General features: G+C 52.7%; 14 protein-coding genes and 1 tRNA gene. 9 read left to right on the top strand and 6 right to left on the bottom strand.

What is annotated here, in order from left to right; all coding sequences use genetic code 11:
• Positions 1-6: 6 nt before the first annotated feature.
• Together N6G83_RS17565 and N6G83_RS17560 are read right to left on the bottom strand one after the other, a co-directional pair.
• Positions 7-465, bottom strand: a complete 459-nt coding sequence (locus tag N6G83_RS17565) for a methylglyoxal synthase (RefSeq protein ID WP_024529623.1) — start codon at positions 463-465, stop codon at positions 7-9.
• A 127-nt stretch (positions 466-592) separates the two neighbouring features.
• A complete protein-coding gene (locus N6G83_RS17560; RefSeq protein WP_199061808.1) occupies positions 593-1,252 on the bottom strand; it encodes a DUF2057 family protein in 660 nt (219 codons plus the stop codon).
• A gap of 240 nt (positions 1,253-1,492) precedes the next feature.
• On the opposite strand from N6G83_RS17560, the gene N6G83_RS17555 reads away from it, so the two are divergent.
• Positions 1,493-1,906 (top strand): CoA-binding protein, encoded by a 414-nt coding sequence (locus N6G83_RS17555; RefSeq protein ID WP_024529625.1) that lies wholly within the window; start codon positions 1,493-1,495, stop codon positions 1,904-1,906.
• 119 nt (positions 1,907-2,025) lie between these two features.
• Here the strand turns inward: N6G83_RS17555 and hspQ are convergent, their stop codons facing one another.
• Both hspQ and rlmI read right to left on the bottom strand, forming a co-directional pair.
• On the bottom strand, positions 2,026-2,343 hold the full coding sequence (hspQ, locus tag N6G83_RS17550; protein WP_021182046.1) for a heat shock protein HspQ: 318 nt from the start codon (positions 2,341-2,343) through the stop codon (positions 2,026-2,028).
• Positions 2,344-2,404: 61 nt separating this feature from the next.
• Entirely contained in the window at positions 2,405-3,595 is a 1,191-nt protein-coding gene (rlmI, locus tag N6G83_RS17545; protein ID WP_199061807.1) for a 23S rRNA (cytosine(1962)-C(5))-methyltransferase RlmI, read from the bottom strand.
• A 93-nt stretch (positions 3,596-3,688) separates the two neighbouring features.
• Here rlmI and yccX point away from each other — a divergent pair, with 93 nt between their 5' ends.
• Positions 3,689-3,967 (top strand): acylphosphatase, encoded by a 279-nt coding sequence (gene yccX / locus N6G83_RS17540; protein ID WP_024529670.1) that lies wholly within the window; start codon positions 3,689-3,691, stop codon positions 3,965-3,967.
• Positions 3,968-3,974: 7 nt separating this feature from the next.
• On the opposite strand, the gene tusE is transcribed toward yccX, so the two are convergent.
• Positions 3,975-4,304: a sulfurtransferase TusE gene (gene tusE / locus N6G83_RS17535; RefSeq protein ID WP_024485653.1), complete on the bottom strand. Its 330-nt coding sequence runs from the start codon at positions 4,302-4,304 to the stop codon at positions 3,975-3,977.
• A gap of 109 nt (positions 4,305-4,413) precedes the next feature.
• Positions 4,414-5,073 carry an FtsH protease modulator YccA gene (gene yccA, locus N6G83_RS17530; protein WP_021181987.1) on the bottom strand — a complete coding sequence of 220 codons (660 nt, stop codon included), beginning with the start codon at positions 5,071-5,073 and terminating at the stop codon, positions 4,414-4,416.
• A gap of 228 nt (positions 5,074-5,301) precedes the next feature.
• Here yccA and N6G83_RS17525 point away from each other — a divergent pair.
• The 7 genes from N6G83_RS17525 (at position 5,302) to N6G83_RS17495 (ending at position 12,541) form a co-directional block, all read left to right on the top strand.
• Positions 5,302-5,389: transfer RNA gene (locus tag N6G83_RS17525), tRNA-Ser, on the top strand.
• Between the two features lie 713 nt (positions 5,390-6,102).
• Positions 6,103-6,978, top strand: coding sequence for a polyphosphate kinase 2 (gene ppk2 / locus N6G83_RS17520; protein ID WP_211134835.1), 876 nt, complete (start codon positions 6,103-6,105; stop codon positions 6,976-6,978).
• A gap of 551 nt (positions 6,979-7,529) precedes the next feature.
• Complete coding sequence (locus N6G83_RS17515; RefSeq protein ID WP_024529673.1) at positions 7,530-8,774, top strand: amino acid permease; 1,245 nt, start codon at positions 7,530-7,532, stop codon at positions 8,772-8,774.
• 88 nt (positions 8,775-8,862) lie between these two features.
• A complete protein-coding gene (locus N6G83_RS17510) occupies positions 8,863-9,441 on the top strand; it encodes an ATP-dependent Clp protease proteolytic subunit (protein WP_024529674.1) in 579 nt (192 codons plus the stop codon).
• Between the two features lie 363 nt (positions 9,442-9,804).
• Positions 9,805-10,767 (top strand): ABC transporter substrate-binding protein, encoded by a 963-nt coding sequence (locus N6G83_RS17505; RefSeq protein WP_024529675.1) that lies wholly within the window; start codon positions 9,805-9,807, stop codon positions 10,765-10,767.
• An 80-nt stretch (positions 10,768-10,847) separates the two neighbouring features.
• Positions 10,848-11,750 carry an ABC transporter permease gene (locus N6G83_RS17500; protein ID WP_021178435.1) on the top strand — a complete coding sequence of 301 codons (903 nt, stop codon included), beginning with the start codon at positions 10,848-10,850 and terminating at the stop codon, positions 11,748-11,750.
• Positions 11,747-12,541 (top strand): ABC transporter ATP-binding protein, encoded by a 795-nt coding sequence (locus tag N6G83_RS17495; protein WP_024485284.1) that lies wholly within the window; start codon positions 11,747-11,749, stop codon positions 12,539-12,541. Before N6G83_RS17500 ends, N6G83_RS17495 begins: the two co-directional genes overlap by 4 nt.
• Positions 12,542-12,568 lie beyond the last annotated feature (27 nt).

Below are 12,568 nucleotides of genomic sequence, written 5' to 3'. Positions count from 1 at the left end.
TGGGCATTATTTCAGGCGTTCGGCAAGGTACTTTTCGTAATCCGGAATGGCGATCACCACTTCGCTCTTGAACAGCGAGGAGTCGATCAGGAAATCGGCGGTGGAGCGGTTGGTCGCCACCGGGATGTTCCAGACCGTGGCCAGGCGCAGCAAGGCTTTGACATCGGGATCGTGGGGGACGGCGTTTAGCGGGTCCCAGAAGAAGATCAGCATATCAATTTTGCCTTCGGCGATCAGAGCACCCACTTGCTGATCGCCGCCCATCGGGCCACTCAGCATGCTTTGCACTGGGATACCGCTAGCCCGCTGGATCAAATTACCGGTGGTACCCGTGGCATACAACTGATGCTGGGCAAGTATCTCTTTATTGTCTTCAACCCATTTCAGCAAGGCCTGCTTGCGGTGGTCGTGAGCAACGAGCGCAATATGCTTGCGGGTTGCGATGGTGCGGGTGGTTTGTTCCATGTCGCTATCCTTGGAAAATCGAATGATGCGCCACAGATTACTGAAACTGTATTTCACTGCCTAGTGCTAACGTGGGAAATTGCGAACAAACCACGCCTTTACGGCATAAAGGCGTGGTTGGCAGCCTTTAACGGTTGCGAGATTGGCCAGTCCAGGTGATAAACCGTTTTTGCGTTTCGGGATCGGCGCGCAGGAACCAGTATTGCAGCATTTTCTCGGCAACGTTGTCGCCGTTCAGGGGGATAATCGCTGGGCTACCCTGTGCCGCCGAGATCACGCTGGCACGCAGATGTGCTAACGCCGGAACGGAGGCCTGGCGATTTTGAGCGTTATAATCGGCAACGATCTTTTCCAGGTCATTCTCATTGGGTGCGTTGGTTAGCGGTAATACATCACGTTTGATCGCCAACGGCTTGCCGTGGTTACCCAGAATTTTATAATTCGGCGCTTTATCAAAGCGCAGGGCATCCTGCTCATTCTCGATACGCGGTAGCTCAATAGTGACGGCGCTGACGTTTTGGCTGTTGAACACCACAATCTGCGCGGATGAAGTGTAAAGCACCTGAGACCGTGGCTCTTTACGTACGGATTTGGTGACTTTGAACAATAGCTGATGCTGCCCGTCATTCAATTCCAGACTATCGGCCCCTTTTAACAACGAGCCCGTCATTTGCTTGCCGTCGACCACCATCAGCTCGATGTCCGGGGAAAGCTTCAGGGTCGTAGCTGCGGCCGAAACGCTCAGCGATATTCCAAGCAGCCCCGCAACCACCAGACCAAATTTCATCGTTACTTCCTTTTCGTGGAACAGATGACTAGTGTTGGATACGCCACTAGTTATGTCAAATCTTTTCAGAAAGCCGTTTAATTTACATTTACACATATTTGGATAACATTTGAAATGGTGCGCCAGGTCAAACCTACCTGCGAATAGTATAGCCGCGGACCGATAACAAGTTTTAACCGATGCTGGCGTTTCGGTTACACTGATGAAAAGGCATTCCCGGCAAAATATCAGGAGCAAAAAATGCAAGACCTAGCAATTGCAGAGGTACTGACGCAGGTCAAAACCATTGCGCTGGTGGGCGCCAGTGATAAACCGGCTCGAGCCAGCTATGGCGTAATGGCTTATTTATTGGCGCAAGGCTATCAGGTCATTCCGGTGAGCCCGAAGCTGGCCGGGCAGACGCTGCTTGGCCAGGCGGTTTATGCCACATTGGAGGATATTCCTCACCCTGTCGATATGGTGGATGTGTTCCGTAACTCGGAGGCGGCGTATGGGGTGGCACAGGAGGCCATTGCGATAGGTGCCAAGGTGTTGTGGTTACAAATCGGGGTGATCAACGAACAGGCGGAAGCGTTGGCCAAACAGGCCGGGTTAAAGGTGATTATGGATCGTTGCCCGAAGATTGAGATCCCGCGACTGGGGTTGGCACGCTGATTGAATGAAAACGCCAGGGTTGGCCCTGGCGTTTGAGACTGCTGATAGACTCCAACCCGTTACGCTACGGGGGCGCTATACGCTGCGCCCGCTCGGCGTTGGTTTCTCAGGCTTGACGCTTAGTTACGCAGCCGTGGGGCTTGCAACTGGCTGCGAATGGATTCCGCCAGCTCATCCAGAGAAGGCTGCTCAGGGTGTGCATCCTGTGCTTCTCCCGCCAACTGCGCTTCGGCCAGATAAGTGTGAACCGGCTGGCCTTCATCGTCTTCCATCACCACGTGATACCACGGGGCGAGGCGCAACTCGTCGTTGGCTGCAATCTCGTCTGCTTTTGGGTGTTCCAGAGAGTATTCTGGATCGACATCAATCACTACCCCCAAATACCCCAGCAGCCGGTGGCGAACCTGCTGACCGATACCGAATTTGCTGGCTATCATATGACCTCCTGAGAAACAGTGCATTGAACTCTATATGAGGACAAAAACAGCGCATTTCAAGTTACATCACCCGGCACGCAAACCCTTTCAGATACAAGCCTTCAGGATAAGTCGCAATCACCGGGTGATCGGCAGCCTGTCGGAACTGCTCTACAAATTGTACATCACGCCCGGCATCTACGGCAGCATCGGCCAAAATTTTCTGGAACAGATCGGTCGGCATCAGGCCAGAGCAGGAGAAGCTGAGCAGAATGCCGCCTGGGTTCAGCAACTGGAAGGCTAACATATTGATGTCTTTATAACCGCGACAGGCGCTGGCCAACTGATTTTTATTTTCGACAAACTTCGGTGGATCCATGATGATCAGGTCGAATTTCTCACCCTGTGTGCGGTAGTTGCGCAGCAGTTGGAATACGTCATCACGTACAAACTCGGCCTTGCTCAAATCCAACTGGTTCAGTTCGACGTTCTGCTTGGCGATGTCCAACGCAGCCTGTGAAGTATCTACGCTAATGACCTGCTCACATCCGCCCATCAAGGCTGACACGGCGAAAGCGCCGGTATACGAGAAGCAGTTGAGCACGCGACGGCCTGCGGAATAGTTACGTGCTGCCAGGCGGCTGTCACGCTGATCGAGATAAAAACCGGTCTTGTGGCCTTGTTGAATGTCCACCAGCAGTTTCATACCATGCTCGGTGATTGGCAGCAGGGCTGGGGGCAGATCGCCCAGTACCGGGCCTTGGGTGAGCGGCAAGCCTTCTTTCTTACGTACGGCAACGTCTGAACGATCGTAGATCGCGCATTCTGGGTAGCAGTGCTGGAGAGCAGAAAGCAGCGGGGCGCGCTGATATTCGGCACCGGCCGAAAGTAGCTGTAAAACCAGGAAGTTCTGGAAGCGATCGATGGTGATACCCGGCATACCGTCAGATTCACCAGCGATCAGGCGGTAACCGTCCAGCCCATCACGCTTTGCAACCCAATCACGCCAGCTCTGCGCTTGCTGCAAGCGGCTGATAAAGAAGGCGATATCAATCTCTTCATCCTGCTTGAAGGTCCAGACGCGTGCGCGAATTTGCGATTCTGGTGAATAGGCACCGCGTGCCAGCCATTTACCCTGGCTGTCATGGATATCGATGGTTTCGCCGGACTGGGCTTTACCTTCGACACGGAGAACAGCGCCAGAGAAAATCCACGGATGGCGACGGAGTAAGGACTTTTCACGTCCTTTGGCAAGGATCAAGCGTGCGGTCATAATTAAGTATGCTGCCAGATAGAGAAAAAAGAGTGACACACTCTGGGCATCAGCGCAGAGAATGCCTGTAATGAAATCGATCAGGAGCCGATTATGACACAAGTTTGTATTGCCGCGTATGTCTATGGTGTGGTGCAGGGGGTCGGGTTTCGTTATAACACCCAATACCAGGCTACTGCGTTGGGGTTAACCGGCTATGCGCGTAATCTGGATGATGGCAGCGTGGAAGTGCTGGCCTGTGGAGAGCAACAGGCCGTTGACCAACTGATGGCGTGGCTGAAAAGTGGCGGCCCACGCAGTGCCCGCGTTGACCGCGTGCTGGTGGAGCCGCGTGGGGTTGCCGAATATAAGGGCTTCAGTATCCGTTATTAACCCGTGGCTAGATACACTTCACCGGCTTTGGCAACCCGGCGATCTTGGTCGCCTGTTTGGCCGGGCCTTTCGGGAACAGGCGATACAGGTAGCGGCTGCTGCCTTTCTCTTCGCCGTATTTTTGCGCCATTGCCTTGACCAGCATGCGAATGGCCGGTGAGGTATTAAATTCCTGATAGAAGCTACGCACAAAGCGTACGACTTCCCAATGCGCTTCGCTTAGTTCAATCTCTTCCTGTGCCGCTAACAGTGGGGCCAGCCCTTCGTGCCAGTCGGCGCTGTTTTTCAGGTAGCCCTGGGCATCAGTTTCAATCGTCTGACCTTCAAACTCCAACATACAGCCTCGGTGATCGGTAATTCATTGCGGGCCACAGTCTAGCAAACTTTTGCTCCGGCAAAAATAAAGCCCCGCATTGCGGGGCTCAGGTCAAAACCAAAGCGCTGTATCAGTTGCTGCGGGCGAAGCCCAGAATGCTCAGCAGGCTGATAAACATGTTGTACAGCGAAACATACAGGCTGACGGTGGCACGGATATAGTTGGTTTCACCGCCATGAATGATGTTGCTGGTTTCCCACAGCATGGCTCCGGCAGAGAACAGAATAAACAGTGCGCTAATGGCCAGGTGCAGGGCAGGGATCTGCAGGAACAGGTTGGCGATAACCGCCACCAGCAGCACCACGAAGCCCGCCATCATCATGCCAGACAGGAACGACATGTCTTTACGGGTGGTCAGCACATAGGCCGAGCAGCAGAAGAACACCACTGCGGTACCGCCCAGCGCCAGCATGATCAGGTCACCCGCGCCAGCGTTCAGGAACGAGCTCAGGATCGGGCCAAGGGCGTAGCCCATAAAGCCGGTGAAGGCGAAGGCCGCCAGAATGCCGGCAGGGCTATTGGCCAGTTTATGGGTCAGGAACATCAAACCATAAAAGCCGACCAGCATTAACAGCAGCCCAGGAGCCGGTAAGCCCAGCATGGTGCTGGCGGTTGCGGTCAGTGCTGAGAAGGCCAGCGTTAATGACAGCAGAAAATAGGTGTTACGCAGGACTTTATGCGTGCTTAGCAAAGAGTCGCGCGAGGAGGATGAGACGACAATGCGGTCCATATGATCTCTCTTATCAGGTCATCACAAAATTGATCATGATGATAGTGCAGTGCAAGCCATTGATTAAAGATTGTTTACCATTCTTTACCCTACGTGACGACTAGGGTATTGCCGTACCCTGATTGCTGATTTCTTCATCGGTCAGATTGCAGATGCCGTTTTTTCGTTCGGTTGAACGGTTTCAGGCTTTACAACGGGATCGGCTGTGTTTATAGTTCGCTGCATTACGGAGGGGTGGCCGAGTGGCTGAAGGCAACGGTCTTGAAAACCGTCGACGGGAAACCGTTCCAGAGTTCGAATCTCTGCTCCTCCGCCATATTATGAATGACCCCAAGCTCAAAAGGCTTGGGGTTTTTCGTTTTTGGTGATTCTGGGTATGCTATCCAGTAAATATAGTATCCGCTCCAGACCGGCCAATAGTAGGGATAAGACGGTATCTGGAAGTAACGTCATCAAGCCGGCGATCGCCATCAAAAAACCCATCCAAAGCGGCGATCGCGGACTGAAACAAAAGCTGACGCACAGGCCGCTGAGCAAGGAATCAACGACATTACCCTGCGTGATGACGGAAATGTGTAAGGTATTGACCCAGGGCCTTTCGTTCGCAGTACGCATTACGCGTGAAACCATGACGGGGCTCATCGTGACGCCCAACAAACCTATATCCCCACCAACGCTAGAGCGGCTATCAGTTTACTGTCTGCGAACTAGGCAAATAACACCAGGTTTTGAACAAGTGGTTTGGGAAGTAACGGAACCAGAAACGTTGTTAATCGCTAATTCAAATAACTAATGATTTTAAAATCATCTCACTAGTCTTTGTTAAATGCTGTTGGCTGTAGTGATTCGGCCAGAGAAGAGGATTCGCAGCATGAAGAAATAACAGCTAGGATATTGTATGGGATGAGATCACGTGTTTGCTCATCGACTCCTGACTCCTTATTCGCCCCGCATAGGCAGCCCCAAGCGCTGTGATGGGAGGTTCAACGTCAGGCTAGCGACATATTGAATATATTGTGGGGTAACCTCATGACTAACGGAAAGAAAACCAAAATCGTACCCGCAGCCAGTCTTTCAAAAGAAAAGAACCCCAAGCGCATATCAGGCAACAGTGTGCCACAAAGAAAAGGCACGGTAAAAATACCGGAAAAAAAATATCAGCAAGAGCTCAGGTTGTTACACGAAGAACTTGTTCATTTACAAAGTTGGGTGATAGCCAAGGGGCTGAAAGTATGCATCGTATTTGAGGGGCGCGATGGGGCTGGCAAGGGCGGCACGATAAAAGCACTGACCGAAAGGGTCAGTCCGCGAGTGTTCCGTGTTGTTGCCCTTCCTGCCCCAACCGAACGTGAAAAAACCCAAATGTACCTGCAACGCTACATGTCATACATGCCAGCAGCAGGAGAGGTCGTTATCTTCGATCGTAGTTGGTATAACCGAGCTGGCGTCGAGCGAGTTATGGGTTTTTGTACGCAAGAGCAGACGCATCAATTTTTGGAGACGGTTCCGATGGTGGAACGATTAATGGTGGAGTCTGGCATCATTCTCATCAAATACTGGCTGGATGTAAGCCCAGAGGAACAAGAACGTCGATTGCGTGCACGTATTGATGATGGCCGCAAGACATGGAAGCTTTCAGAGATAGATATCCGTTCTTTCGAACTCTGGGACGACTATTCCCGAGCCAGGGACGACATGTTCGCCGCCACAGACAGCCTTTGGGCTCCTTGGTTTGTGGCTAATTCAGAAGACAAAAAGCGGGTTAGACTAAATGTTATCCACCATTTTTTGCAGCATATTCCCTACAAGCGGTTGCCGAAAAAGAAGATTAAATTGCCTAAACGCAAAATCGGAAAATATCATTCACCAGACTATCCTTTGAAACATATTCCTGAGATTTTTTGAACAAAGGAGCCATTCTAATTCATGGTGATTTGCTGTTTAAAAACGCATGGCGTTTTTATCCATTGAGTAGCAAAAACTGACGGCGAAAACGATGAGCCTGTAAAATCAGAGGGCTGACGGATAGTGACGGAATATGGCTGATATAATGGGGATTGTTATGGAATGATGCTGGTTATTCTAACCTCGGCAGGCGAACCATTCGCGACTTTCCCACATTTTTTTATGTCCTCTGATCACATCCTGCAAAAATCCTCGTACACACCAGCCAGACAATAATCGTCCGAAGCACAAAGGTTGCTGGTGCGGATCGCGTCATAAAGCCCTAGATGCCGCTTACCCTCAGGCTGTTCGCTGAATCGCTGCAATAATCATCCCTCCTTAAAGAACACAATTGGATCCCTCAAGTAATCGTGATTGGCACTCGTTTATAGGGCCGTACACTGTATAACCAAGTGATGTTGTTTCATATTTGTGAACAAAAAGTAACAACTAACCCTCTAGACGCTAACTTTTCCTGGTCATTAACGCTACCGGGTATCAAAGGATGATATATGTCTTGCGAAAACATCGGCATTTCCCCGGCATTAGCCGCAGGGGAACGGACTTTTGCACCCGTCAAATCACTGACTTTTCTTGAAGGGGTAGCAATGATAGTCGGCACTAATATCGGTGCAGGCGTGCTTTCTATCGCGTACGCTTCCAGTAAGGCGGGTTATTTACCTTTGCTATTCTGGTTGGTACTGGTTGGCTGTGTAACCACCATCACTATGCTGTATGTCGCTGAATCCACCCTTCGTACCCGAGAACATCTGCAGCTAAGCGGCTTGGCACGGCGGTATGTCGGTGGTTTTGGTTCATGGGTCATGTTCGCTTCAGTATGTGTCAATAGTGTCGGTGCGCTTACTGCTTACATGTCAGGTAGCGGCAAATTATTACAGTCTCTGCTTGGTATTTCACCTGCGCTCGGCAGCCTGCTGTTTTTTATCCCGGCGGCGTTGGTGCTGTATCTTGGCTTGAAGGCGATAGGCCGTGGCGAAAAGTTTATCAGTATCGGCATGGTTGTCATGCTGAGTGCTCTGGTTATCGCGACGCTATTGAAAGAGACTACCCAGATGCGCAACCTGCTTGACGGTGATTGGCTCTTTATGGTGCCCGTGTTCAGTGTGGTGGTGTTCTGCTTCTCTGCCCAATATATTGTGCCTGAGATGGCGCGCGGTTTTGCGGATAAGCCAGCACAGCTTCCCAAGGCCATTATTGTCGGGATGGTAACGACTTTTGTGCTGTTGGCGGTGGTGCCGATGTCGGTGATCGCGCTCAGTGGGTTGGGTAATATTTCTGACGTGGCGACGATCTCGTGGGGGCAGGCGCTTGGCCAATGGGCCTTCTTCTCTGCTAATATCTTTGCGCTATGTGCCATGCTGACATCCTACTGGGGGCTGGGTGGCAGCTTCGTGAGCAATATTTTCGATAAGTTCAGGTTAGGGGACGATGAACGACCGTTGCGCCGCTTCGGTGTGTTGATGGTGGTCGTTTTGCCACCGTTCGCGCTGGCCTACAGTGGTCTGGTTTCATTCGTCAATGCGTTGTATTTCGCCGGTGTATTCAGTGGAGTGATCTTGTCGATCATGCCGATACTGATTTTGCGCGGTGCCCGCAAGCATGGCGACCAGGTACCGCTCTGGCAGTGTAACTGGATCACGCATCCGCTGTTGCAGGTGAGTATTGTACTGCTGTATCTGGGAAGTGCGGTCTATGCGATTGCGTCACTGTTTGGTTATTTGCCGGCTGGCTGGTGATTGTTGCAAGGCTAGTGGCAACGATTGCTGCTATGGTTATCTTTGCCATGTTCGGCCAGGATGTTAGATAAAACAGTCGAGGTACAAGATGGAAGAGAAAACGGAAATAAGTACTCCTCAGCGCGATGCCTTTTTGGATGAGAGAACCTTCAAGTCGCGAACTATCCTGCTGTTTGGGCAGATCAACGACACGGTGGCCTACAATGTCGTCAAGCAACTGGTGGCGCTGTCCGACGAATCCTCCGCGCCGATTAATTTCCTGATTTGTTCACCTGGTGGTCATGTAGAGTCGGGTGATGTGATCCACGATGTCATACGCTTTATTAGCGCTCCGGTAAATATGATCGGCAGCGGTTGGGTAGGGAGCGCCGCGGTTAATGTGTTCTTATCGGTGCCCAAGGAGCGTCGCTTCTGCCTGACCAATACCCGTTTTCTGATCCACCAACCTAGCGGTGGTATCGGTGGTCAGGCTACCGATGTGGCGCTTCAGGCCAGAGAAATTATCCGCATCCGGGAAAGAATCGCTACCTTGATCGCCAAGGAAACCGGGCAAAAGCTGGAAAAGGTCTTGAACGACATTGACCGCGATTTTTGGATGCCGGTGGCAGAAGCGATCGACTATGGCCTGGTATCAAAAGCCATTGTCAGCGAAAAAGAAATAGCCTGAGCATAGCGCAACAGCCCACCGCATCATCCAATCCACAAATTACCCCATCAGGCCATTTTGTTCAGTTCCATAACCCACAAGCTGTGCGGGTTATGGACGCTGTAAACGGCCTGCGTATTATCAAGCCCAATAGCCCACTCGTGAGGGATGTCACCAAGGCCGTGAACCGAACATAGAGAGGCTAAAAGTGGCGGTTTGTGACCCGAATCACTGCCCCGTGTAAGCGTAGAGGGTGTTTTCTTTTAATTCTGTATGTTAACCACATGATAACAAAACGTTATCCGATAGATGGCGGTAAAACACTGTGCTAGGATGATTAATCACCACCTCTGGCACCAACGCCAACTTGAAAAGGATATGACTATGCCTTTGAATAATAAAAATATTTTTGTAGCTCTCGCCGCTGCCTTATTTGCAGTCAGCAGTTACGCGGCTGCGCCGAAATCCGTGGCGATCCTCTCTATCGTTGACCATCCGGCATTGGATGCCACCCGTGATGGGGTGATTGATGAGCTAAAGGCTGCGGGGTATGACAAGGATAAGGTCAAGATCCAGTTCCAAAGCGCGCAGGGAAATACGGCCACCGCTGGGCAGATTGCACGTAAATTTATCGGTGACAAGCCCGATGCGATAGTGGCGATTTCAACACCGGCGGCCCAGTCCGTGGTGGCGGCTACCAAGACCATTCCGGTGGTGTTCACGACGGTAACCGATCCGGTAGCGGCCAAGCTGGTGAGTAGCTGGCAGCCGAGCGGCACCAACGTTACCGGCGTTTCAGACAGCGTAGCCATCGGCCCCCAGGTCGATCTGATCTTGAAGGTTAAGCCCGATGCCAAACGAGTCGGCATGGTCTTCAGCCCAGGGGAAGTCAACTCGACGGTGGTAGTCAAAGAGCTGAAAGAGGAATTAACCAAGCGTGGGATGACGTTGGTTGAGGTTCCTGCCGCACGTACCATCGACGTAGCCCCAGCGGCGAAAAGCCTGGTAGGCAAAGTCGATGTGATCTACACCAATACCGATAACAACGTTATCTCCACCTACGAGTCGCTGGTTGGCATTGCCAATCAGGCAAAAATCCCGTTGATCGCCGGTGACAATAGCGTTGCCAAACGTGGTGCGGCTGCGGCGTTGGGGATGAGCTATTACGATCTGGGCCGTCAGACCGGTAAAATTGTTGTCCGCCTGTTAGAGGGCGAAAAGCCCGGCACTATCGCACCTGAGGTAGGTAACAAGCTCAGCCTGAGCGTCAACCCTGCTGCTGCTCAGAAGCAGGGTGTCACTCTGCCAGCGGAACTGGTGCAATCAGCACAAGAAGTCATCAAATAACGATCTGCGTTGAATGATGGTTTACATCGGGTGTAAATGGCCTGCCGCAGGTGGCGGGCCAAGATGTTTATGAGGTACGCATGTCGTTAATTTCCCTGATGGGCGCTTTGGAGATCGGCCTGATCTTTGCGCTGGTCGCGTTGGGCGTATTGATCTCCTTTCGCTTGCTCAATTTTCCCGATCTGACGGCCGATGGCAGCTTCCCTTTAGGGGGGGCAGTAGCCGCGGTGATGATTGTCAGCGGTTATAACCCTTGGCTGGCGTGTTTACTGGCGGCTATCGCGGGTGCCGGTGCTGGCTGTTTGACGGCCTGGCTGCACGTGCGGCTCGGTATTTTGCAACTGCTAGCCAGCATTTTGGTGATGATTGCCCTGTATTCCATCAACCTGCGCATTATGGGGGCACCAAACCTGGCCCTGATCGGCTTACCTAGCGTTTTCACTCCTTTCATCAGTCAGGTTGAGGACAACGCCTGGCTCATCCAGCCGCTATTGCTGCTGGTGGTGGTGGTGGTCGTCAAACTGGCACTCGACGCGTTCTTGACCTCCGAGGTGGGCCTTGCGCTGCGGGCTACCGGAGCGAATCCGCGCATGGCACGTGCTCAGGGGATTGCGACCAGTCGGTTGACGGTGATCGGCATGGCGGTGTCCAATGCGCTGATAGCGCTGGCGGGGGCACTGTATGTACAGACTCAGGGGGGCGCCGACATCTCCATGGGGATCGGCACCATCGTGGTTGGGCTGGCGGCGGTGATCATCGGTGAGACGCTGTTGCCTGCCCGTAGCCTGTTCCTGATTACTATGGCGACCCTGTTAGGGGCATTGCTGTACCGCCTGATGATCGCTCTGGCCTTGAATGCAGACTTTATCGGCTTGCAGGCGCAGGATCTGAATCTGATCACCGCGCTACTGGTTACGTTGGCGCTGGTCCTGCCTAAGCTGAAACAAAAATTGAAAAGCAAGCGGGGGAGGCAGCCATCATGATGCGTGCCGAGCAGTTGTTTAAAACCTTTAACCCTGGAACCCCGCTGGAGAACCCGGTATTACGTGGCCTGTCGTTGAACATCGAGGCAGGGCAGTTTGTGACGGTCATTGGCAGTAATGGGGCAGGGAAGTCTACCTTGCTCAATGCGGTCAGCGGTGATATTACCCCCGATCGCGGCCAAGTGTTTATTGGCGAACAGGACGTTACCTTGATGCCCGCCTGGCGCCGTGCCGGTATGGTCGCCCGTGTGTTCCAGGATCCGCTGGCGGGAACCTGTGAAGGGCTGAGCATTGAGGAGAATCTGGCACTGGCTCTGCAGCGCGGCCAAACCCGAGGATTTCAGCGTGCCGTCAAGAGCAAACAGCGGCAGCTGTTCCGTGACAAGCTGGCCACGTTGGAACTGGGGCTGGAAAATCGTTTAGGGGATCACATGGGCCTGCTGTCTGGCGGGCAGCGTCAGGCGGTCAGCCTGCTGATGGCGTCGCTACAGCCTTCTCGTCTGCTCTTGCTGGATGAACATACCGCCGCGCTCGATCCTAAAACGGCGGCCTTTGTGCTGGCACTAACCGACCGTATTGTCGCCGAGCAGCAATTGACCGTACTCATGGTGACGCACTCCATGCGCCAGGCGCTGGATCATGGCCATCGAACCGTGATGTTGCACCAGGGGCGGGTGGTGCTGGATGTTGTCGGTGAGCAGCGGGCCAACATGCAGGTCACCGATCTGCTGGCGATGTTTGAGAAAACACGTGGTGAAAAGCTGGATGATGATGGGCTACTGCTGAGCTGAGGTTGCTCACTTTGTTGGGGCGCGGCT

The organism is Serratia sp. PL7, from assembly GCF_945957435.1.
The sequence above is the reverse complement of the archived record's forward strand: the minus strand, read 5'-3'. Positions and strand labels throughout refer to the sequence as shown.